Below are 23,272 nucleotides of genomic sequence, written 5' to 3'. Positions count from 1 at the left end.
GTTCACCATGACTTCCAAGCGCCGATTCTTCGTCACCACCGCCCTGCCCTACGCCAACGGCCCGTTCCACATCGGCCACATCATGGAATACATCCAGGCCGACACCTGGGTGCGCTTTCAGCGCATGCAGGGCCACGAGGTGCACTTCGTCGGAGCCGACGATGCCCACGGCGCGCCCATCATGATCGCCGCCGAGAAGGCGGGCGAGACGCCGCAGCAGTTCGTCGCCGACATCGCCGCCGGGCGGGCGCAATACCTCGACGGCTTTCACATCCGCTTCGACAACTGGCACAACACCGACGCGCCGGAAAACCATCAACTCGCGCAGGACATCTACCGCGCGCTGCGCAAGAACGGCCTGATTGCGATGCGCGACATCGAGCAGTTTTTCGATCCGGTCAAGGGCATGTTCCTGCCCGACCGCTACATCAAAGGGCAGTGCCCCAAGTGCGGCGCGGCCGATCAGTACGGCGACGCCTGCGAGGTATGCGGGGCGGTGTACGCGCCCACCGAACTCAAGCACCCTTATTCCACACTTTCCGGCGCCACGCCCGAGTTGCGCAAGAGCGAGCACTACTTCTTTCAGCTCTCGTCCGACCGCTGCGCCGACTATTTGCGCGACTGGACGCAGGCCGCCAACGCCCACGGTCAGCCGCATCTGCAAACCGAAGTGCTCAACAAGGTGCGCGAGTGGTTCACCACCGACGAAAACGGCCACGGCGGCCTGGCCGACTGGGACATCTCGCGCGACGCGCCCTACTTCGGCATCGAAATTCCCGACGCGCCGGGCAAATACTTCTACGTCTGGCTCGACGCCCCCATCGGCTACCTCGCCAGCCTGAAAAACCATTTCGACAAGGGGCAGGCCGCACAGCACTGGCACGCGCCCTCGCGCACCGCCCAGAGTTTCGACGCCTTCGTCGCCGATCCGGCGGTGGAGCAGGTGCATTTCATCGGCAAGGACATCGTCTACTTCCACACCCTGTTCTGGCCGGCCATGCTGCACTTCTCGGGCCGCAAGACTCCGAGCCAGATCAATGTGCACGGTTTTGTCACTGTCGGCGGCGAGAAGATGAGCAAAAGCCGGGGCACCGGCATCTCGCCGCTGAAGTATCTCGACATCGGCCTCAACCCTGAGTGGCTGCGCTATTACCTCGCCGCCAAGCTGACCGCGCGGGTGGAAGACGTGGACTTCACGCCGGAAGATTTCGTCGCCCGGGTCAACAGCGACCTGATCGGCAAATACGTCAACATCGCCAGCCGCGCCGCCAAATTCATCAGCCAATACTTCGACGGCAAGCTGGGTTATGCCCACAACACCGGCGATTTGCGCGACGCCGCAAAGGCCCTCGCCGACGACGTGGCCGCTGCTTTCGAAGCGCGCGAATACGCCCGTGCGCTGCGCGAAATCATGGCCTACGCCGACCGCATCAACACCGCGTTCGACGCCGCCCAGCCCTGGATTCTGGCGAAAGACGAAGCCCGCCGCGCCGAGCTGCAAGACGCCTGCTCGCAGGCCTTGGCCGGGTTCTGGCTGCTGTCGGTCATGCTCAGCCCGGTGCTGCCCGCGCTCACCGCTCGCGTGGCGCGCGAGCTGTTCGGGCTGGAGCGCGATTTCGTCTGGAGCGACGCCACCGAACTGCCGCAACACGCCGCACCCTATCAGCACCTGATGCACCGCATCGACCCCAAGCGCCTCGACGCCCTGTTCGAGACCGATCCGCCCGCAGCGCCCGTCCTTGCCAAGCCAGTTGCCAAGCCCGCCGCCCAAGCCATGACGCCCACAGCACCGACTGCCGACGCCACGCAAGACCCCTTCATCACCATCGACGACTTCGCCAAAATCGATCTGCGCATTGCTCGCATCGCCCATGCCGAAGCTGTGGAAGGCTCGACCAAACTGCTGCGCCTCACCCTCGACGTGGGCGAAACCACGCCCGACGGCCAGCCGCGCACCCGCAATGTGTTCTCCGGCATCTCCAGCGCCTACAAGCCTGAAGACCTGATCGGCAAGCTCACCGTACTGGTGGCCAACCTCGCGCCGCGCAAAATGAAGTTCGGCCTGAGCGAAGGCATGGTGCTGGCCGCCAGCGCCGCCGACGAAAAGGCGCAGCCCGGCCTCTACATTCTCGAACCGCATACGGGAGCGCAGCCCGGCATGCGGGTGCGGTAACGCAGCCTCGTTACAGTCGCGCGCATCTCCGTCTCTCCTTTTGGCAAAGCCCTCATGAAACGCGTCGAACATGCTCTGGAAGTTCTGATTTTCGGCAGCCGCTGGCTGCTGGCGCCGTTCTATATCGGCCTGGTGCTGGGCATCGTTTTGCTGCTGGTGAAGTTTGTCAAAACCTTCGTCGGCGCGGTGTCCGTGGTGTTTTCCGGCACGGGCGGCGAGGCCATGCTGGCCATTCTGTCTTTGGTGGACATCGCCCTGGTGGCCAATCTGCTGATCATCATCATTTTTGCCGGCTACGAGAACTTCGTCTCCAAGATCGACACCGGCGGCCACGAAGACCGCCCCAGCTGGATGGGCCACGTCACCTTTTCCGATCTGAAGCTCAAGCTCATCGGCTCCATCGTGGCAATCTCGGGGGTCGAACTGCTCAAATATTTCATCAATGTGCGCCAAGCCAGCCGTGACGACATGGCGTGGGCCATCGCCATCCATCTGGTGCTGGTGTTTTCCGGCGTGATGTTTGCGCTCATGGACCGGCTGTCGGGCATCAAGGCGGACAATCACTGAGCACCCTATTCTGTGCACCGTAGGCAGTCTATTTTTTGCAGGAGGTCATATGGCCGCACTCGACGACACCATCCGCAACTTTCCCGATACCGCCTGGGATGCCAGCCCTACCGAGCGCGCACCTACCGCAGGAGTGGAGCACCTGCTCGAAGGTGGCCATGTGCTGTGCTTCCCGCAGCTGCACTTCGAACTGAGCGCAAGCGAGCGCCGCTTTCTCACCCCGTCCATCAGCGACGGCAAAGCCAAAAATATCAGCTTGCGCGATGACGGCAGCATTCGCGGCGCGTCGGGCAGCCCCCAAGACCAGGCCGAATTGCGCGACATGATTCAGCGATTCTCCCATCAGGCCCAGTCCCTGGTCGACCGGCTGTTTCCGCACTATCGGGGCAAGCTGCGCGCGGCCAAGGCCTCGTATCGCCCAATTCAGGTCGAGGGTCGCGAGACGAGCTGGCGCAAAGACGATACCCGGCTGCACGTCGATGCCTTCCCCTCCAACCCGATTCATGGCGTGCGGCTGCTGCGCGTATTCACCAATCTCAATCCCGAAGGGCGGCCGCGTCAGTGGCGGGTGGGCGAGCCCTTCCCCGAATTTCTGCAGCGTTTTGCACCACGGCTCACCCCCCCCGTGCCCGGCTCGGCGGCGGTGTTGCGCGCGCTCAAAATCACCAAATCGCATCGCACCGACTACGACCACTACATGCTGCAGTTGCACGACAAAATGAAGGCCGATCTGGCCTATCAGAAAGACGCGCCGCAGCGCAGTGTGGACTTCGCGCCGGGCACGACCTGGGTGGTGTTTTCCGATCAGGTGCTGCACGCCGTCATGGGCGGGCAATACATGATGGAGCAAACCTTCTACCTCGAACCTCGGCACCAGCTCTATCCGCACACCGCGCCGCTCAAGGTGCTCGAAGACCTGATGGGCAAAGCCTTGCTGCCCGCCGCATGACGCGAGCGCAGCTCCCACTGCGGTGGGGTCAGGGCGCCCTGCCGTCAGCCCCGCAGCGCATGCTGCTGGTGCAGTTGTCCGCCATGGGCGATCAGGTGCAGACCCTGCCCGCCGTTTCCGACATCGCCGCACGCTGGCCCGGCATCGAAATCGATTGGGCGGTCGATGCCCGCTTCGCCGACATTCCGCGGCTGCACCCCGCCGTGCGTCAGGTCTTTGCCCTGCCGCTCAAGGCAGTGCAACAACAGCGCAGCCTCGCTGAATTACGCGAGTTGCGCGCTGTGCTACGCGCCCTGCGCGCCGAGCGCTACGACCTGATCTGGGACCCGCACAGCGTGCTCAAAAGCGCCATCATCTCCCGTCTAGCGCGTGGCGCGCTGCGCGTCGGCTATCGCGCGCAAGACTGCGGCGGCGAACCGCTCGCCGCTCGCGCTTACCACTTGCATTTCGCCCGACCCGTCGGCTTGCATGGCACCGAGGGGCGGCGGGTGTTTGCGCAGGCTGTGCTCGACACCGACCTGCACCGCCCGGTGGACTATGCGATCGATCAGCGCTACGCCCGCGAGCCAGGCGCTGCCAAGGCCGATACCGTCTTCCTCGCGCATGGCGCTTCCAAGCCGGAAAAGCTCTGGCCGCTCGACCACTGGCAGGCGCTATCCGCCCGTCTGGTGCAGGCTGGGCTGCGGCTGCAACTGACCTGGGGAAACGCCGCCGAGCAGGAGCGTGCGCAGCGCATCATCGCCGCGCTTCCGGCGGGCAGCGCGCAGATTCTCGACCGCCGCAGCCTGCTCGACATGCTGCCCGTCATTGCGCAGAGTCGGCTGGTGGTGGGCGTCGATACCGGCTTCACCCATCTCGCCGCGGCGCTGCGTCGCCCGGTGGTGGGACTGTTCGTCAGCACTGGGCCCGAGCTGTTCACCCCCACATCACCCCACCTGGCCCGCACCCTTGGCGGCGATGGCATTACGCCGAGCATTGACGCCGCCTGGCAAGCGGTCGAAGAGTTGCGCTGACCTACACTCGCATCCCGCGTTGATGATGCGGTGCTTATGCGGCCGCCATGTCGGTGCGTCTGGCCGTGCCCCTGCTCCGGCCACCCGAACACCGAGCCGATATATTGGTCACACCGCAAACCCACTGGCTGAATAGCGCCACGGAGCGCACCCTGGGCTGGCGAGCCGCGGACTTGCAGCAAGCGCGAACCCTGGCCAATCAGGGCAAGTTTCTATAGGGCTTGTCTGGCTCCCAGCAACCCCAGCTTGCGCGTGAGGTAGTTGCCTGTAGTTGCCGATCTGCGGTGAGCGCATCGAGATCGGCCTGTGTGGCCCGCCAAAATCACGCTACCTGATGAAAAAACTCAGTCTTTCACCCGCACGGCCAACAACGCGGCGCCGACGATCAGCACCGTTGCCAGACCGATCCAGATCGTCAGCGTGCGCCCGGTCACGGCAATCAGCAGCAGGGTCGACGCCAAAGGCGTGAGGTAGCTCAACACCCCGATGGTGCGCGGATCACCCAGTTTCAGCGCCCGGTCCCACAACAAAAAGGCGCCGCCCAGGGGCCCCAGCCCCATCACCCCGATCAGCAAGCCATCGCGCAGGCCGAGGTGCAAAGGCGGCTCCAGCCAGACATGACAGGCCAGCGCGAGCAGGCCCGAAATCAGGCCGAACAAGCCCAGCGCCGCCGTGGGAAACCCTTTGCCCGACTGCGCCATGCGGCGGCTGCCCAGCGAGAACGTAGCCCAGATCAGAGCCGACCCCAGGGCCGGAAGGTAGCCCCAGGCCCAGGCCGCCTCTAACGAGTGACCGCCCAGAATCGCCAGCCCCGCCCCCAGAAAACCCAGGCCAGCCGCCAGCACATGCGCCGACCGCAGGCGTACCCCGGGCAAGAGCAGCGGCGCCAGCACCACGATGAACAAGGGCCAGAGGTAATTCACCAGATTGGCCTGCACCGGCGGCGCGTGGCGCAAGGCGATGAACAACAGAAAATGGAATCCGAACAGGCCATACACGCCCAACGCCAACGCCGCGCGAGACACGCGCCACTGCCGCCAATGGCCCCACGTCGGCACGCTGCCGATGATCAGCGCCAACCCGGTCAGCGCGAAGGCCGGCACCTGAGAAAGCGCCACCCCCAGGGTAGCGAGCGTTGCCCACAGGGCAATGGCGCCGAGGGCGTAGAGATTGGCTTGGGTGCTGAGTTTCATTGCTGCGCATGGTAGTGGGCCGACCTGTCACGCTTTTGTCAAAACGGTTACGCACACTTGGCTCTCATCAGCGGACCACCTGCCCAGATCGTGCCGATCAAACATTCTGTTCTATCGCTTCAATTCGCCTCAGCCCCCACACCCTGCCAGGACAGGAACAGCCAGCCTGTCGATGCCGATGAGGCCCTACGGCGGCTGAAAGTCGGTGATGCCTGGGCCGTACTGGCTGTCAGCGGCGAGGACGTGCATGAACTGACCAACTGGCTGATGCGCCTGCGACATCCTCTCGGAGGCCAAACGTCCCGAGTCATCGCCTTTTTGCCAGACTGCGCCTCACCCGGCGCCATGGCTGCGCTAAACGCGGGCGCCGATGCCCTGCTGCCGATCGACAGCCCGCCGCAGCTCATACGCGCCCAGCTCGCTCGCCTGCGTGAACGCCTCGCACCGCAGACTGGAGACCGCGTCCAGCTGGAACCCCTTCTGGAGCTCGACGGACAAACCCGGACGCTCCGCATTCAGGATCATTGCCTCAGTCTGCCCTCGCAGCAGTTTCTGCTGTTGTGGGCTCTGGGCGCACGTCCGGGCGACATCCTGAGCCCGCAAGAGCTGCGATTGGCCATGGACATTCCCGCACGCGCGCACGCCGACACCGTGCACACCGCGGTGGCTCGCCTGCGGCGGCACCTTCGTCCACATGATCTGCATCAGCGTGTGCAAACCGTGCATGGCGCGGGGTATCGCTGGGCCACGGAAAAGTCGATGCAGTGAAGCGAAGCATTCGCACTGTCAAGATTTGTTTACATCTTTGGCACGGCTGGACAGGATTCAGACAGGTTCTTGCAACCCCGCAGACATGTCGCAGGAATGGAATGACAGCTTTCGTCAACCCACCCGCCTACCGCCCAAGGGAGCAATCAGTCATGTCTCGCCATCGACCCACCTTCAAGCCATCGCGACTCACCCAGTCCGTCCTGGCCGCCCTGCTCGTCATGCCGTTTGCCGCAGCCCACGCGCAGACCTCTCCCGAGAGTCTGGGCACGGTGCAGGCGGGCGGGCAGGAAGGTCAGAAACCTCAGCCGGCGAAAAGTCACGAGGCAACCAAGCTTGAACAAACCCATGTGTTCAAGTCGGACCAATCGATCAAAGTACTCAGTAAGCGAGAGTTACAAGCAGCAGGCCCCGTCGGCGGCAGCGCGCAAGCCCTCTCGCTGGCCCCCGGAGTTGGCGTAACGGGTTATGGAGCGACGGGATCGACCAAAACCTCCATCAGTATCAATGGCATCAAACAGGGTTGGGGCGGGTTTTCAGGCGGCCAAATCGACAACGGCAGCATTGCCGTGACCTTCGATGGCGTCCCCATGTCGAATCCATCGACCGGATTGTGGGAATCGCCGGAAGTGCCGCAGCTTGGCCTCCTACAGGGAATCGGCATCACCTATGGCCCAGGCAGCGCCAAAGATCGTTGGTACAACAACATCGGCGGCGAAATTGCTTTCGTGCCGCTGCAGCCCACAGCCAAGGCTGGCGGCACGGTCGGTCTGAGTGTCGGCAGCTACGGCGCACGCAATCTGTCGTTGAGTCTGCAAAGCGGCATGCACGACGGCTGGGCCACAGTTCTCGCCGGAGGAGTAGGTTCCTCCGACAGTTATCGCACCAGCAGCGACGGTTTCAAAAACCATAGCCATAACTACGCCTGGTTCCTGAAAACACGCAAGACATTCGAAAAAGGCGATTTTTCCTTGGGCTTTTATCAGGCTGAAGGTCAGGGATATCGCCCAGTGCCGATCCCTTTGCAGCCGATCAGTGGCGTCACACTGGATGGCACTCCGAACACACCCTTGTACAGCCAATCCACATCCGGCTATTACAGTTCAATCCCTGCCAACGTCTGGTTCAAAGACGACACCAACAAGACGCGCATCATTTATGGCAAGGCCAATATTCAGGTGGACGAGACCTTGTCACTGCACAATCTAGTATGGTATCGAATGGGTGAACGCCTGCATTATCACTACAATAATTATGGCCTGAGCAATCCTGCGAATCTTTACGAATACAACAACCCAAGCACGCAGGTTTATGGCGACAAAGCCTGGGCAGATATTTCATTACCTCATAATCTTGTGAGTCTAGGTGGCTTTTTCCTGAAAAGCCATTACAATTCCAGAAACGCATTCTACAATACAAATCCGCCTTATAACGGCAGCCAGGGCGTGCCAAACGCAAAATATCGCAGTGATTATTGGGATCAGACCGATCTAGCGCTGTTCATGCAAGATAAGATCAGTCCCATTGCGAACTTCGACATCACTCCAGGTATCCGGTTTATCAACTATCAAACAAATTACTACCCTGCTGGGCAGAGCGATTTCAGCCAAGCCTACGCACTGTATCCGCAGCACGACCAAGGCAAATTGCCTGCGGCGAACGTGACACATCATGAGACCGAACCGTCGATCGCCGCCAACTGGCGCATCACACCGACGCTGGCGCTGTTTGGAAACTATGCAGTGGCGTACAAAGAGCCACAGGTCGGCGGCGGCGGGGGTATTTATCAGTCCACGCCCCCGGTTTACAACCTGGAAAAGAGCACGGACTACAACCTCGGGTTCAAGATGCATTTGAAAAACGATGGCATGCTGCGCAACTTCTTGCTGAGTGTGTCGTATTACCACCTGCACTATACGAACCAGTACATCACGCTGAGTGACGCAAACGGTAATTTCCTCGGCGACGCCAATGGCGATTCGGTTTACAAGGGCTTCAACATCGCGGTAGCGGACGACATACTGTACAACCTGCACGCGTTTGCCAACATGAATTTTGAGAGCGCCGATTTCAATAACTACACAACAGGCGGCGTGAGTTATGCAGGACTTCCCGTCTCAAACGTACCCAACAAGACTTTCAATGTCGGCTTTGCCTACGAAGACTACATCTCTGGAATATTGTTAACACCTCGCATATGGTATCAATATGTCGGCAAACAGCATATGTTCGACAATAATCTCGGAGCCCCAAGCCAGAAAACCATCCCTGCCTATGGTCTGCTGAATGTCGGGCTCGATGGCGAAGTACCCTTCAGCCATGCAGCAGTGCACGACGTACGTTTCAGCGTGAATATTCTTAACGTGCTGAACAAACAATACAACCCGTTTGAGGAAGTGACCAGCGGTGGCCTGCTAGGCGGCAATTCGCAAGGGCAGATTCTGGGGCTTCCGGGTGCGCCGCGCACGCTTTACGCCAGTCTAAGTGCAAGTTTTTGACGTTAATCCGGTTGCTCGCAATCCGTCATCGGCTCTTCACCTGGGCCGGTCAAACTGCACACTTGTTCCTTGAACATCTGGAGTTAGATCATGTCTCTCGACACCCTCACCCACCTGGCCCAGACCTCGGGCGGGATTCTCTACATCATGGCCTTGCTGTTGTTTGTCGCGCTGGCCGTCAGCGTGGAGCGCTTCTGGGCGATTTCGCGCATGCTGGCTTCGGCCAAAGGCTGGATCCGCGAGCTAAAGAGCCACGCGCATGTGGATGTGAAGCAGCTCAAAGCCAAGGTGGACGATGACGCCGATTCGCCTGCGGCGCAGGTGGTCGCCGTGGCGCTGCAGCACGACCTGGCCGACCCGCTCGATCACTTCACCGACCGGCTGGAAGAAGCGGTGATGGATCAGGCCCCGCGCATCGACCGCGGGCTGTGGATGCTCGACACCATCGTCACCCTGGCGCCGCTGCTCGGTCTGCTGGGCACCATCATCGGCATGTTCAACACCTTCTCGGCGCTGTCCAACCCGGGGGCGGCCACGCAAGCGGTCACCGGCGGCGTGGGCGAAGCGCTGTTGGCCACGGCTGCGGGGCTGTTCATCGCCGTGCTCGGGTTGGTGGCCTTCAACGCGCTCAACCAGCGCGTGCGTCTGGTGATGCATCAGCTCGAGCGCATCAAGCTCATGCTGTCCAACCGCATGTACCCGCATTACCGCGAGGGCGGCGTGCGCCCGGTGGTCGTGGCGCAGAACGGGCAGGCCGTGCGCCCGGCGGCACAGCCAGCCGCAACTCTGCAGCAAAAGATGGCCTGACGCCGTTCGCACAACTTCTCCAGGTCGCGTGCGCTGGAGTTCGCACGCTTGGGCTGCGGCGCAATCGCCGCGGCATTTTTGTTTGATCGCCATGAAATATTTTGAAGCGAAAAAAGCGCGCATCGAGATCATTCCGATGATCGACATCATGTTTTTCCTGCTGGTGTTCTTCATCATGGTCACGCTGCACATGATTCCAGACGCTGGCATCGCCTCGCGCCTGCCCACCAGTTCCACCGCGCAAAGCATGCCCAAGCCGCAGATCACCCTGGCGGTGGACAAGTCCGGCGCCATTCACTACGACAGCAAGGTGTTGTCGCCGCAGCAACTCACCGCCCTGCTCAAGAGCAAGCCGGACACCGATGCGATGCAGGTCACCATCGCCGGGGAAGAAGACGTTTCTCTGCAGCAACTCATGACGGTCATGGACGCCTGCCGCGTTGCCGGGGTCACAAAAATCGGGCTGGCGGCCCGGCAAGCCAGGGACGGCGGGCAATGAGCGCCGTGCTGCATCCCCCCCCCGCCCCGTGGCGCGAAGACCAGGACGGCAAACGCTGGCCCCTGGCTGCGCTGGCGGCGCTGTTGCTCGAAGCGGCACTGATCGCCGCCATCGTGTGGTGGAGCAGCCACCCTGCGCCACCACCCCCGCCGCCGCCCGTGCAGATCGTGCTCGAAGCGCCCAAGCCCGCCCCCAAGACCGTGACCCCGCCCACGCCGAAACCGCCGGAGCCCAAACCCGTGCCCAAGCCGGTGGTCAAGCCGCTACCCAAGCCTATCGTCCACAAGGTGCAACCCAAGCCGGTGCAGCCACCGCCGCCGCAGCCTGCACCCCATCCCGCACCTGAACCCACACCCAAGGTGCAGGCGCCGCCCGCACCCGCGCCCGACACCCGGCCCGCCATGCCGGTGGCCGCGCCCGCACCGCCGCAGCCCCCTGCTCCCCCAGCGCCAGATGTGGCCTCGATCAAGGCCACTTTCGAGGCCGAGTTGCGCAGCGCCATCCAGGCCGCGGTGCGCTATCCGCAGGCCGCCCGCATGATGCAGCTCACCGGCAAGACGCTGGTGGGCTTCGACTTCCGCGACGGCGCCGTCAGCCATCTGCGCGTCGTCACCTCCAGCGGCGCCGACCTGCTCGACCATGCCGCGCTGGAAGCCGTGCGCAACGCCCCCTACCCCGCAACACCCAAGGAACTGCAAGGCAAGAACATGGCCTTCACCATCTGGGTGCGGTTTCACCTGAGCGATTCCTGATGTCAGTCTCCACCCGTTCTTTCGTCAACAAGCTGGCGCGCCTGCTGGGCAGCACCGCACTTTGCGCCGCCGCCCTTGGCACGGCACACGCCGCCACCCTGACCGTCTATGGCGCCATGGGCTATGACCAGCATTTGGCGCAGGCCTTCACCCAGGCCACCGGCATTCCGGTCAACCTCATTCACCTGAGCACCGGCCCGCTGCTGGCGCGGGTGCAGGCCGAAAGCCGCAACCCGCAGTGGGACGTGCTCTGGCTCGACGGCAACCAGGCCATGCAGACCTTTGCCGCGCAGGGCCTGCTGCAGTGCGGCTGGACGCCCGGGGTGCGCTACACCGCGCTGGGCCAGCAACTCGTGCCGCTCAGCCACTGCTGGCAGCCGGTAGGTGTGACCTTTGCCGGCGTCATCCTCTACAACCCCAAGGCCATCGCTGCGGCCAACTGGCCCAAGACCTGGAACGATCTGGCCAAGCCCGCGCTGCGCGGCAAGGTGGGCATGGACAACCCGGCCATCTCCGGCCCGACTTATCCACTGGTAGCTGGTCTGCTGCAACACCTGGGCGATGCGCCTGGAAAGGCGTTTTTCGCGCGCCTCAAGGCCAACGGCCTCAAGGTCTTCCCCACCAATAGCGTGACCCTGCGCGCGCTGCAATACGGCCAAATCGACGCCGCCGTGGTGCAGAGTTCGGCGGCCATCGGCTTCCTGCACGAAATGCCCGGTCTGCGCATCGCCACCCCGACTCCGGCCACGGTGCTGCCGTCCGATCTGGCCATCGGCAAACAGGTTTCCGGCCCGCTCGAACAGCAGGCGCAGCGCTTTGTGCAATGGGTGTTGTCGCCAGCGGGACAGGCCGCGATGCAGCAGGGTGATGCCAATGCAGATTCCAACTACCTGCCCCTGGTCGAGGGCGTCGCCCCGCTGCCCAGCCTCAAGCAACTGGGCACGGTGCAGCCGCTGGTGATCGACCCCGCGGTCTGGGGGCCGAAAGAGCCGCAGGTGATCGACTGGTTCACCGCGCACATCGCCCGCTGAGATTGAACAGCGACGCACCATGATCGCCCTGCTTCAAGCCATGAACTGGCTGCCCGGCGCCGACGCCTCAACAGCGGCTGGCCGCAGGGCGGCTGGTCTGCGACATTGGGTATCGCGCCTCGGTCTGCTGCTCGCCGCCGCCGTATTCATCGCACTCTGGGCCTATCCGCTGCTGGGCTTTCTGCTTTCGGCGGCGATGCCGCACTTACTGCAAGGCGACCTGCGACCGACGCTTGAGCCCTTGCGGCACGCCGTGCAGGGCTATGAACTCCACGCCCTGTTCAACTCGCTGTGGGTAGCGCTCACCGTGGGCGCTGCGGCGCTGCCGCTCGGTCTGTGGCTGGCCTGGCTGCGCGAACGCACCGATCTGCACGGGCGCGGCTGGATCGAGGCCGGGGTGTGGCTGCTGCTGATCTTCCCCGACTTCTTCCTCGCCTCGGGCTGGATGCTGCTGGCCGCGCCCATCGGCCCGCTGGCCGCATGGCCTGCGGCGCTGCATGCGGCGCAATGGCTGCTCGGGCCGGTGGGCATCGTCATCACTCTGGCGCTCAAGGTCGTGCCCTATGTGTTTCTGGTGGCGCAAGGCAGCCTGCGCCACACCAGCGCGGCACAGCAGGAGGCGGCGCGCGTGCATGGCCTGTCCAGGCTGTGGCGGCTGCGGCTCGGGCTCAACGCCCTGCTGCCCGCACTGGCAGCCGGGTTTGCCATCGCCTACGCCGAATCGCTGCGCAACTTCGCGGTGGTGGCCACATTGGGCGCGAGCAGCGGTTTCACCATGGGCACGTATGCCATCTATCAGGCGGTCAACGGCATGCCGCTGAACTTTCCGCTGGCTGCGGCCACGTCCTGGCTGCTGCTCGGGCTGGTGGTTCCCGCGCTCATCCTGCAGCACCGCGTGGGGCAACGCGCCAGCCAGCACCAGACCCTGGGCGCCAAGCACCGCCCTGCCGCGCGGGTGCGGCTGCGGGCCAGCCATCAGTTGCTGCACGGCGTTTTGCTGATCGCGCTGGGCCTGTTCGCCCTGGCGCTACCCAGCTTCGCCGCACTGGGCGTGGCCTGGCCCAAGGCGGGCTGGATGCAGATTGCCGCGTCATTGCCGCCGCTGCTTGCCGCCATCGGCTATTCGCTGCAACTGGCGCTGGTGGCCGCCAGCCTGACGGTGGGCATCGCCCTGCCGATTGCCTGGCTGATCGCCCGCCCCGGTCGCGTGGGCCGCCTGCTCGACGTGGCCTTGCTGGCGATGATGGCGTTACCGCTCATCGTGCTGGCCGCCGCCTATCTGCAGGCCTACAACCAGCCTTACGCGCCGCTGTATGGCGGCAGCCTGCTGCTGGGCATGGCCTATGTGGCGCTGGCCGTGCCCGCCACCAGTCGCGTGCTCATGGGGCCGGTGGCGCAGTTGCACCGCTCACTGGCCGACGCGGCGCGGGTGCATGGACTGTCGCGCTGGCAAACCCTGCGCCATATTCATTTACCGCTGTTGTCCGGCGCGCTGTTCTATGGCTGGCTGCTGGCGGTGCTGTCGATCGCGTTCGAGCTGCCGGCCTCTGAGTTGCTCTACCCCGCTGGGCATCCGCCGCTGGCCGTGGCGCTGCTGCAATACGCCGGAGGTTTCCAGTTGCATCAGCAGGCGCGGCTGCAGGTGCTGGGCATGGCCGTACTGCTGGCCTTCGCGCTGCTGGCGCGCTGGGTCTATCAGCGCTTCACCCCCGTGGCTTGGCGCCAACTCGGCGCCCACTGAACCATGACCCTGCTCCACATCGATTCGGCGCGCAAGCGCTTCGGCGGCACCACCGCGCTGCACGACCTCAGCCTGCAACTGCAGGAGGGGGAAATCCTCTGTCTGCTCGGCCCCTCCGGCTCGGGTAAAACCACGCTGCTGCGCCTGGTGGCCGGACTTGAGCGGCTCGATGGCGGCAGCATGCGCCTGGGCGCCACCGTGATCGACGCCGCGGGCGGCCCCTTTCTGCCGCCAGAGCAGCGCCAGCTCGGCATGGTGTTCCAGGACTATGCGCTGTGGCCGCACTTGAGCGCGCTCGACAACGTCGCCCTGCCGCTGCACCGCCTGGGCCGCGACAAGTCGCGCGAGCAAGCCCGCGCCATGCTGGCCGATGTGGGCCTGGCCGATCTGGCCGACCGCCATCCGCACGCCCTCTCCGGCGGGCAGCAGCAGCGCGTGGCGCTGGCCCGCGCGCTCGCGGTGCGGCCTCGGCTGCTGTTGTGCGACGAGCCACTGTCCAACCTCGACGCCGGGCTGCGCGAAGAACTGCGCGATCTCATCGGCAGCGTGGTGCGCGAGCACGGCATCAGCGCGCTCTACATCACCCACGACCATCGTGAGGCTCTGGCCTTGGCCGACCGCGTGGGGGTGATGGCGCAAGGCCGCCTGCTGCAGCTCAGCAGCCCGCGCGCCCTGTTGCGCCAGCCGTCAACCGAGTTCGTCGCCCACTTCACCGGGGCGCATGGACCGTGGCCGGCGCAGCTGCGTGCCGGGCGCCTGCATGCGCCTTGGGGTGAGGTGTGTGCCCCGCCGCAATGCAAGGCGCTGGCCGATGGGCCGCTCTGCCTGTATTTGCGCACCACGGCGCTGCACCTCCCCCATGCCCGCGTCAACCAGGACGCTCTGCTCTGGCCAGTGCAAGCCCGGGTGCTCAGTCACCTCACCGTGGGCGAGCACACTGAACTACGCATCGACCTGCACGGCGTGACCCTGCGCCTGCCTGTATCCGATGACCTTGCGCCTGCTGCGGGGAGCACCGTCTCCTTGCGCATCGCCGCCGAGCAAACCCTGTTCTACCCCACCATGAATCCCACACGCAAAACAACGACAGAGGAACTCACCTGATGAACGCAACCCAATGGGGCGGCATGACCGCCATTTTCCTGGCCTCCGCCGTCGAGTGGGTGGAAGCCTTCACCATCGTGCTCGCCGTGGCGCTGACCATCGGCTGGGCCCGCGCCGCCGGAGCAGCCGCCGCCGCATTGGCGGTGGTGGCCGCGCTCATCGCCGTCACCGGCACGGCGCTGAATGTGGTGCAGGCCGACATCGACCTCATCCGCGCCGCCATCGGCCTGTTTCTGCTGCTGTTCGGTCTGCGCTGGTACGTCAAGGCCATCCGCCGCTACGCCGGGCGCACCAAGCTGCACGACGAAGCCAAGGAATTTGCCGAAACCCGCCACAAAATCGACCACGCCGAAGCCCGCGTCGCCTGGGCCGTGGCCTTCAAGGGCGTGCTGCTCGAAGGGCTGGAAGTCTGGCTGCTGGTGGTGGCGCTGGGCCGCTCCATCAGCTACGGACAGGCGGCGGGCAGCGCGGTGGCCGCCTTGCTCGCCGTCATCGCAGTAGGCCTGGTGCTGCGCGCACCGCTGACCAAAGTGCCTGAGAACACCCTCAAGTTCACCGTGGCCTGCGCCCTGCTGGCCTTCGGCACTTTCTGGAGCCTTGGCGGCCTGCTCGACGAAGCCAAGGTATGGCCACTGGGCGATGCCACACTGCTCTTGCTGTTCGCCGTTTATGTCGTCGCTGGCCGCCTGTCTGCATTCAAGCTGCGCGTACCGCAACTCACCCCCCAAGGAGCCCGCGCATGAAAAAAGTCTTGCAACTCATCTTCGGCGACGCTCGCAATGTGGCCTCGGTGGCCGTGGCCGTGGCGCTGGCCTGGGGCGCCGCGCAATGGCAGCCTGCAGCCAGCGGCTGGGTGCTAGTAGCCGCGCTGATCGCTGCGGCGTTCTGGCAGGCAGTCTGAGCGGACTCAGCCCCGATGCAATGTCTTACTTCGCCTTTTTCGGCCTGCCGGTCTTGATGGCGGGCACGGCTTCCAGCGCGGCCAGCAAGGCGGCATCGTTGAGCGCGGCCAGCACGGCGATGCCGGCGCGCAGCACTTCGCTTTTTTTCGCAGGACGCGTCAGCTTGACCAGACGATCCTTGATCGCATCGAGCATCTCGTACTCAGCGCGAGGAATGGTGAAACTGTCGCGCACCAGTTTGATCTTGGGCGGTTTGCTCAAGGCGGCAGGCGCGGACGTTGATTTCTCTGCCTTGGCGACTGCCGTCTTGCGTGCGGGCGCCTTGACGGCGGGTTTAGTCGCCCCCTTGGCAGCGCCCTTGGCTACCGCATGAGGGGTCGCCCGCTTCACTGCGGTCTTTTGCGGCGTGGCGGGCTTGGCGGTTTTGCGTGGCGCGGAAGCGGGCGCTCGTGCGGGCACAACGGCGGATTTAGTGACTTTGGCGGACGGGTTGGATTTGGTAACAGGCATGGCGGCCTCCTTCAATGAAAATCGAATAAACAGTTTATACCGTTTTTCCAACACCGCAATTTCGCGCAGGCGATGCCTCTTGTCTGACACAAATGGTCACCTCTTTTTTTGATCTTGACATGCCCGTGACGCTGTTCCTGCCTATGTTCAACAGCTACTTGTTCAACGCCAAATTCAATGACCAGAGGTCTCCACGATGACTCGCCCTTATCGCCCTTATCCCCCTTACCCATCCCTCCTTGTGTTCGGCGCCCTTAGCCTGTCCCAGAGCGTCCTCGCGGCTCAAGCGCCAAGTGCGCTCCTGCCCAGCGGCCGCCTGCTCACCCCGGCAGGACAAATCGTTGAAACCCCGAACTTCCCCACCCAGATCGCCCTCAGCGACGGTCATGTGGCCGTGCTCACGGGAGGGGCGAGCAAACAACAAAACGTGCTGCGTTTCGCTGCCGAGACCCTGCAGCCCGAAGGCCGTGTGGGTGCCCTTTTTGCCAAGGACAAAAAGCATGCAGCACCCGGAGCGACGGTGGCGCAGGGCGATCAGAATGGTGGCAGAGCCGATGACGGCGAGCAGGTCATCAAGGGCCAAAGCCTGTTTCAGGGGCTGGCCGCGGGGCCTGACGGCACGCTCTACGCCACGGGCGGCAATAGCGACGACCTTCTGGCCCTCGGCTCGTCTGGCAACGGCCCGCTGCATCTGCTTCGCCGTTATCGCTTGCAGTGGCAGCCCTTCCCGCGGGATCAATACCCCTATCAATATGCCGGCGACTGGCAGCAGACCCGTCACTTCTATCCGGACAGCGTGGTCATCGGCCCGCACGGGCGGCACGCCTATGTAACCGGGATGCTGGCCAACAGTCTGGCGCGCATCGACCTGCAGACTGGGGTGACCCACTATCTCAACGTGGGCAGCTACCCCTTCGCCGTCACTCTGGCCGATGGCGGCAAACGGCTGGTAGTGAGCAACTGGGGCGGCAATGGCGTCACCATCATCGACCGCGGAGCCTGGAAGGTGCTGGGCGCAGTGCCCACAGGCCCGGTGCTCGGCCCGCGCAGCGGCGCGGCCGGCGCCCATCCCACTGCGCTGGCGGCGCAGCCCGACTCATCGAACGTCTGGGTGGCCGACGCCAACCTCGACCGCCTCGTCGCGGTGAACACACAGACCCTCAAAGTCGTGCGGGTGATCGACGACAGCCCCTACCCCGGCGCGCCGCCCGGCTCTTACCCGGACGCACTGGCGGTGTCGCAAGGCAAGTTGTTCGTGGCCAACGCGGGCAACAACGATGTCGCGGTGTACGACCTCGCCAGTGGCAAACGCATCGCCCTCATTCCGACGGCTTGGTATCCCACAGCGGTGACGGTACAGGGCAACGCCCTATACGTTGCTAGCGCCAAGGGCATGGATGGCGGGCCGAATATCCACCATCAATGGGTGGGCAATTTCATGCAGGGCGTGCTGCAACGCATCGACCTGCGCGAGCTGCCCATACACGGCCCGGCCTGGACGCAAGCTGCCTTGTCGAACAACGGCTTCAGCGCCGCGCAGCGTCGGCAACTGGCGTCCGACAACGCCAAAGCGGCAGCCTGGTTGCACGGCCACATCCAGCATGTCGTTTTCATCCTGCGCGAGAACAAGACCTTTGATGAAGACTTCGGCAAATACGCTGCGGCGGGTCATTGGGCCGACCCCGCGCTCAACCTCTACGGCCCGCGCGAACTGCCCAACCTCTACCGCATGGCCGACCTGGGTGCGCTGTTCGTCAATTTCTACGCCGATGGCGAAGTGACCTCGCAAGGTCATCAATGGACGACCGCCGGATCAGACTCCGACTTCCTTCAGCGCACATGGCCGTTGTACTACTCCGACCGCGGCTACATCGCCAATTCGGGTTGGACGCAGTCGCTCGCCCCCGGAGCCAGCGATGCGCGCAACCCTTATGCGATCTACAAAAATCTCTCCGCGCTCGGGCATTGGAGCAACCCCTGGATCACCTACCCGGCGCGGCTGTTTCTGTTCAACGATCTGCTCGCGCACAAGGTGAGTTTCGAAGACTTTGGGGAGTTTGCCTCGCGCAACAAAATCGGCGACATCTCGCCTGCACTGCGCGCCCATCTGGCCATGGACTACCCGGCCTGGGATCGCCTCATCCTCGACACCGACCGCGCCAAAGTCGTGGACAACTGGCTGCGCCATCACCCCCTGCCGCGCGTGCTCTATATCTGGCTGCCCGACGACCACACCGCCGGCCGCCACCCCTGCCTGCCCAGCCCGGACAGCTATGTGGCCAACAACGATGAAGCCACCGCGCAGGTCATCCACAGCCTGTCCAAACTGCCGGGTTGGAAGCACACCCTGGTGCTGCTGACCGAGGACGACGCGCAGTCGGGCGCCGATCACATCGACGCCCACCGCACCTTCGCCGTCGCCGCCGGGCCGTGGGTCAAGCCTGGCGTGCGGGTCACGCAGCATCTCTCGCAGGTCGATCTGCTGCGCACCATCGAAACCGTGGCCGACATTCCGCCGATGTCGCAATGGGACGCCAACGCCCATGTGCTTTCCGGCATCTGGCGCAGCACGCCCGATGCCGCGCCCTACCCCGTGCTGCCGTCTCTAGTGCCGATGCAGCGCAACCCTGGCGTCTGCCCAGTCGACGCCCCTTTTCGCGCACTGCCTGAAGTCGTCGTGCCGGGTGTCGGCCAGGTGGCCCAAAGCGCACCGCCCCCTGCTCACCGCTATACCCCGACCGCACTGCTCAAGGTTTCCGGCCCCGAGCAGATGCGGCAGGAATGGCTGGCCAGCCGAGGCCCAGCGGCCTACGCCGCCATGCTTGCGCATGTGCAAGCCCTGGCCAAAGCACAGCGGCGACCTGCCTCCAGCCTGATTGCCGGTCAAGACGACGACTGAAATCGATTCACCCCAAAACGGCATTCAAACCCATCTCACCAGGCCCCGAAATGGGTCTTTTTCATGGCAAGAAATCCCGCGTCTGCAGAAAAACAACGTCATCGTTCTGACACATGAATTCAACAGATTTTCACATCGTGTCTCAAAAATGACGAGTTCTTTCCCCCTCCTGCAACCACCATGAAACCCGCTGTGCATTGCCCATCACAAAACCCACTCCAGCGATCAAACCTCAAGCTCACCGTCGCCCTCGCGCTGGCATTCGGCACCGCAGCGCAAGCCCACGCGCAAACCAGTCTGGGCGAAGTGCAGGCGCAAGGACAGACCAGCGCCACAAAGCCGGGGGACAGCTTTTTCCTCAAAGCGCCATCGGGCACGGTAACCGTCATCCCCGAAAGCCAGCTCAACACCATCCAGCAGTTCAACCCTGAGGCCACACAGGCCCAAACCGAAATCACTGCCGGCCAGTTTCAGTCGCTCGACCCCACCGACTCGTTCACCCGCGGGCTGGAAAACATGCCCAATGTGGTCGTCAGCAGCGATGGCGACAGCATGAACGGCGACACGGTGTACATCAACGGCTTCGGACAGAATCTCATCAACTGGACACTCGACGGCATACCGCTGAACGACAACGGCAGCTACGCCTTCTACACCAACGAGTTCATCCCCACACGCCTGATCGCGGGGACGCGATATTTTCCGGGAGCCGCTTCAGCCGCCATTCCGGGTCTGGCCGCATTTGGCGGCTCGGTCGAGACCTATTCGCTGAACCCGAGCGCCAAACCTTCTGTTTCCCTGCTCGGCGGATACGGCTCCTTCGGCAAATACAACTTCGGCACCCTGGTCAACTCCGGGCTGCTCGGCGCCAATAGCGGCGCCCCGACTTCGCTGTGGTTCTACGCGAACAAAACCCACAGCGACGGCTATTTCGACAACACGCCCAGCGACCAGAAGCAATACTTGTTCAAGAGCGTGACCCAACTCGGCACCGGCGCGCTGACCCTGTTCTACACCCAGAACAACCAGAAGTTCAATTACTACGGCGGTTGCACCAAGGCCGACTACGCCAAATATGGCGACACCTGCAACGTCTATCGCGGCGACCCGGTCGTCAATGGCAAACAAAACGGTCTCTCGCCCACCTACAACTACAACCAATATCAAAACTGGCTGACCTATGCCAAATACGAAGCCACCTTCGGCAAGGTCACCGTCTCCAACCAGCTTTATTACTACCGGGGCAACGGCTACAGCGGCGGCGCTTACACCAACAGCACCTACAACCTGCTGCAGCCCAATGGGGTGTATGGCTCGGTCAAGGCGCCAGTGGGCGGCCTGTTCATGTCGCATGGCATCAACGACACCCGGCGCTGGGGCAATATTTTCAAGCTGACCACGCCCATTACCGACAACCTGGGGCTGGAAGCTGGCATCTGGTTCAACAAGAACGACACCACGCACGACCAGCAGTTCATCAGCAGCACCACGGGTCAGTATCTGGGTTCGGTGTACAAGGAACCGGTCTCAACCAAACTCTACGAGCCCTATTTCAACTTTACCTTCAAGCCCACCGACCGCCTGACCCTGCAGGCCGGACTGAAATACCTCAAAACCGAACGCGACTTCATCGACTATGCGGCAGTCGCCAAATCCAAGGGTACTGCGGGGCAGTACAGCTCCAGCTTCTCGACCACCATGCCCTCTCTCGGCGTGAACTACAAGCTGGCACAGGGCATCAACGTTTACGCCAACTACACCCGCAACAGCAATCCGCCGCAATACAACCAGTACTACACCGGCACCTACAACCCTGATCTCGCCCCGCAAAAGGCCACGACCTACGACGCTGGCGTGATCTACGACTTCGGCATGTGGAGCGGCGGCGTGGATGTATTCCGCGTCAACTTCGACGACTACATCCAGAGTTTCAGTTACACGCCGCCCGGCGCCACCCAGTCCATCTCCATTCTGGCCAACGTGGGCAAGGCTGTGAATGAGGGCATCGCCTGGCAGAACAATTTCCAGATCGACAAAAACTGGTCGGCCTACGCCAACCTGGGGCTGCTCAACGCGCAGTTCACCTCGGCCAAGGTGCCCATGCCGTATTCGCCACACTCCACGATGGCGCTGGGCGGCATCTACACCGTCGGCCCGTGGCGAGCCAAGCTGGGCGTGCGCCACACCAGCGAGGCTTACTGGACGGACTTCAAGTCCCCCATTCCGGCGCACACCATCGCCGATGCCTCGCTGCGCTACACCTGGAAGGGCGGCGACACGGTGCGCGGCTTGGGTCTGCAAAAAGTCAGCGTGGGCTTCAATGTGAACAATCTGTTCGACAAGCGCTACATCACTAAATACAGCACCGGCTTTCCGGGCAGCGCCAAAGACCCGCTCATCAAATACAACCTGCCACGCAGCTACTACCTCAGCCTGGAGGCGCAGTTCTGATGGGCGCGGCGCCGAAGACCGCGTTGATCCCTCCGACCCGCCGCGCATTCTTGCGGGGCGGTCTGGTGACTTCCGCGCTGCTGGCCACCGGGCAATGGCCCTTTCCTGCAGCCTGGGCTGAACCAGCCGCCCCCGGCGTGCTCTACGCCGGGCCGATGCAGGGCTATGTGGCTGCACGCTCTGCCCTCATCTGGGTGCAGACGCCCGGCGCAGCCGAAGTGGCGTTGGAGTATGCCCCAGAGAATCAGCCCGGCGAGAAAAAGCGCTCCGCGTCGGTTCGCACCGATGCGGCAGGGCAGTTCTGCGCTCATCTGGTCATGGACGATCTCTCTCCCGGCACGCGCTACCGTGCTGTGGCCTGGGTCAATGGCAAACCGGCTGCGAATCGCACCCTCGTCGTGCGCACGCAGCCCATCTGGCAGTTTCGTTCACCGCCGCCCGATGTCACCCTCCTGACGGGTTCTTGCGCATATCTGAACGACCCGCTGTTCGACCGGCCGGGCCAGCCCTATGGCGGCGGCTACGAAATTTATGAGCCGATGACGCAGGAAGGCGCCGATCTGATGGTGTGGCTGGGCGACAACCTCTATTACCGCGAGGTGGATTGTCAGAGCCCGCAAGGCATGGCGCTGCGCTACCGCCAACAGCGCGGCTTCGCTCCGCTGGATGCGTTTTTACGCTCAACCCCGCAAGTGGCGATCTGGGACGACCATGATTACGGCCCGAACGACAGCGATGCGAGTTTCGAGTTCAAGAACGCCTCGCTCGATCTGTTCAAAACCTATTGGGCCAACCCGACGTATGGCGTTGGCGACGTCGCCGGAGTGTTCACTAAGACCAGCATCGCCGATGCCGATATTTTTCTGCTCGATGATCGTTGGTGGCGCAGCGCAGACGCCACCAGCCCAGGTGACCGCGGCAAGGTGATGTTCGGCCCGGCGCAGATGCGCTGGCTGCGCAACGCCCTGCTGTTCTCGCGCGCCCGCTTCAAGATCGTCGCCGCCGGCGGCCAGTTTTTCAACGACGACGACGCTTACGAGGGCTGGAACCAGTTTCCCGAAGAACGCGCCGCATTTCTCGGCTGGCTGCAGCAATACCGCATCCCCGGCTTGTTGTTTCTCTCGGGAGACCGGCACATCACCGAGCTGATCCGGTATCCGCGCCCGGCCTACGGCGGCAAGCGCGACTATCCGCTGGTGGAGTTCACCTGCTCACCGCTGAATTCCGGGCCGGCCAAAGGCGACGGCAATCCCAACCGCGTACCCGGCACGCTAGTCGCTGAGCGCAACTACGGCGTGCTCAAATTCAGCGGCGAGGGCAAGGAGCGGCGGCTGGAGCTGCAAGCCAAGAACGTCGGCGGCAAGCTGCTGTGGTCGCACACCCTGGCGCTGGCCGACCTGGGCTGGGGCTAGAAC

At 63.5% G+C, this 23,272-nt stretch carries 19 protein-coding genes; 17 read left to right on the top strand and 2 right to left on the bottom strand.

Translation table 11 applies throughout. The annotated features are described in order from the left end of the window. Positions 1-7: 7 nt before the first annotated feature. From metG to waaC, 4 genes are read left to right on the top strand one after another with little or no spacing between them, the layout of a single operon-like run. Positions 8-2,173 carry a methionine--tRNA ligase gene (metG, locus tag THI_RS05670; protein ID WP_013105283.1) on the top strand — a complete coding sequence of 722 codons (2,166 nt, stop codon included), beginning with the start codon at positions 8-10 and terminating at the stop codon, positions 2,171-2,173. A 54-nt stretch (positions 2,174-2,227) separates the two neighbouring features. Further along, complete coding sequence (locus tag THI_RS05665) at positions 2,228-2,740, top strand: TIGR00645 family protein (protein ID WP_013105282.1); 513 nt, start codon at positions 2,228-2,230, stop codon at positions 2,738-2,740. A 49-nt stretch (positions 2,741-2,789) separates the two neighbouring features. Then, the gene (locus THI_RS05660; RefSeq protein ID WP_013105281.1) at positions 2,790-3,689 is read left to right on the top strand and encodes a Kdo hydroxylase KdoO; all 900 of its coding nucleotides are present in this window, start codon (positions 2,790-2,792) and stop codon (positions 3,687-3,689) included. Then, positions 3,686-4,702, top strand: coding sequence for a lipopolysaccharide heptosyltransferase I (gene waaC, locus THI_RS05655; protein ID WP_013105280.1), 1,017 nt, complete (start codon positions 3,686-3,688; stop codon positions 4,700-4,702). The genes THI_RS05660 and waaC overlap by 4 nt, the downstream gene beginning before the upstream one ends. A gap of 344 nt (positions 4,703-5,046) precedes the next feature. Here the strand turns inward: waaC and THI_RS05650 are convergent, their stop codons facing one another. Beyond that, a complete protein-coding gene (locus THI_RS05650; RefSeq protein ID WP_013105278.1) occupies positions 5,047-5,895 on the bottom strand; it encodes a DMT family transporter in 849 nt (282 codons plus the stop codon). Between the two features lie 90 nt (positions 5,896-5,985). On the opposite strand from THI_RS05650, the gene THI_RS05645 reads away from it, so the two are divergent. The 10 genes from THI_RS05645 (at position 5,986) to THI_RS19130 (ending at position 15,996) form a co-directional block, all read left to right on the top strand. Then, positions 5,986-6,663 (top strand): winged helix-turn-helix domain-containing protein, encoded by a 678-nt coding sequence (locus THI_RS05645; RefSeq protein ID WP_064135032.1) that lies wholly within the window; start codon positions 5,986-5,988, stop codon positions 6,661-6,663. A gap of 152 nt (positions 6,664-6,815) precedes the next feature. Continuing rightward, positions 6,816-9,161 carry a TonB-dependent receptor gene (locus THI_RS05640; protein WP_013105276.1) on the top strand — a complete coding sequence of 782 codons (2,346 nt, stop codon included), beginning with the start codon at positions 6,816-6,818 and terminating at the stop codon, positions 9,159-9,161. 90 nt (positions 9,162-9,251) lie between these two features. Beyond that, the gene (locus THI_RS05635; protein ID WP_013105275.1) at positions 9,252-9,968 is read left to right on the top strand and encodes a MotA/TolQ/ExbB proton channel family protein; all 717 of its coding nucleotides are present in this window, start codon (positions 9,252-9,254) and stop codon (positions 9,966-9,968) included. Positions 9,969-10,059: 91 nt separating this feature from the next. Then, on the top strand, positions 10,060-10,467 hold the full coding sequence (locus THI_RS05630) for an ExbD/TolR family protein (protein WP_041608917.1): 408 nt from the start codon (positions 10,060-10,062) through the stop codon (positions 10,465-10,467). Continuing rightward, positions 10,464-11,219 carry an energy transducer TonB gene (locus tag THI_RS19485; protein WP_013105273.1) on the top strand — a complete coding sequence of 252 codons (756 nt, stop codon included), beginning with the start codon at positions 10,464-10,466 and terminating at the stop codon, positions 11,217-11,219. The genes THI_RS05630 and THI_RS19485 overlap by 4 nt, the downstream gene beginning before the upstream one ends. After that, on the top strand, positions 11,219-12,250 hold the full coding sequence (locus tag THI_RS05620) for an ABC transporter substrate-binding protein (RefSeq protein WP_013105272.1): 1,032 nt from the start codon (positions 11,219-11,221) through the stop codon (positions 12,248-12,250). The genes THI_RS19485 and THI_RS05620 overlap by 1 nt, the downstream gene beginning before the upstream one ends. A gap of 19 nt (positions 12,251-12,269) precedes the next feature. Beyond that, complete coding sequence (locus tag THI_RS05615) at positions 12,270-13,991, top strand: ABC transporter permease (protein ID WP_013105271.1); 1,722 nt, start codon at positions 12,270-12,272, stop codon at positions 13,989-13,991. A 3-nt stretch (positions 13,992-13,994) separates the two neighbouring features. Then, positions 13,995-15,095 (top strand): ABC transporter ATP-binding protein, encoded by a 1,101-nt coding sequence (locus tag THI_RS05610; protein WP_013105270.1) that lies wholly within the window; start codon positions 13,995-13,997, stop codon positions 15,093-15,095. Continuing rightward, a complete protein-coding gene (locus THI_RS05605; RefSeq protein WP_013105269.1) occupies positions 15,095-15,838 on the top strand; it encodes a COG4280 domain-containing protein in 744 nt (247 codons plus the stop codon). Before THI_RS05610 ends, THI_RS05605 begins: the two co-directional genes overlap by 1 nt. Then, positions 15,835-15,996 carry a hypothetical protein gene (locus THI_RS19130; RefSeq protein WP_013105268.1) on the top strand — a complete coding sequence of 54 codons (162 nt, stop codon included), beginning with the start codon at positions 15,835-15,837 and terminating at the stop codon, positions 15,994-15,996. The genes THI_RS05605 and THI_RS19130 overlap by 4 nt, the downstream gene beginning before the upstream one ends. Positions 15,997-16,021: 25 nt before the next feature. Here the strand turns inward: THI_RS19130 and THI_RS05600 are convergent, their stop codons facing one another. Then, on the bottom strand, positions 16,022-16,507 hold the full coding sequence (locus THI_RS05600) for a hypothetical protein (protein ID WP_013105267.1): 486 nt from the start codon (positions 16,505-16,507) through the stop codon (positions 16,022-16,024). A 196-nt stretch (positions 16,508-16,703) separates the two neighbouring features. Between THI_RS05600 and THI_RS05595 the strand changes: the two genes are divergently transcribed. From THI_RS05595 to THI_RS05585, 3 genes are all read left to right on the top strand, one after another. After that, complete coding sequence (locus THI_RS05595; RefSeq protein WP_013105266.1) at positions 16,704-19,406, top strand: bifunctional YncE family protein/alkaline phosphatase family protein; 2,703 nt, start codon at positions 16,704-16,706, stop codon at positions 19,404-19,406. 180 nt (positions 19,407-19,586) lie between these two features. Next, positions 19,587-21,857, top strand: coding sequence for a TonB-dependent receptor (locus tag THI_RS05590; RefSeq protein ID WP_013105265.1), 2,271 nt, complete (start codon positions 19,587-19,589; stop codon positions 21,855-21,857). A 23-nt stretch (positions 21,858-21,880) separates the two neighbouring features. Beyond that, positions 21,881-23,269, top strand: coding sequence for an alkaline phosphatase D family protein (locus tag THI_RS05585; RefSeq protein ID WP_231836403.1), 1,389 nt, complete (start codon positions 21,881-21,883; stop codon positions 23,267-23,269). Positions 23,270-23,272: the final 3 nt, after the last annotated feature.

The sequence above is a fragment of the Thiomonas arsenitoxydans genome (assembly GCF_000253115.1).
In the GTDB taxonomy this organism is placed as follows: domain Bacteria; phylum Pseudomonadota; class Gammaproteobacteria; order Burkholderiales; family Burkholderiaceae_C; genus Thiomonas; species Thiomonas arsenitoxydans.
This window is presented reverse-complemented; position numbering and strand designations above follow the sequence as displayed.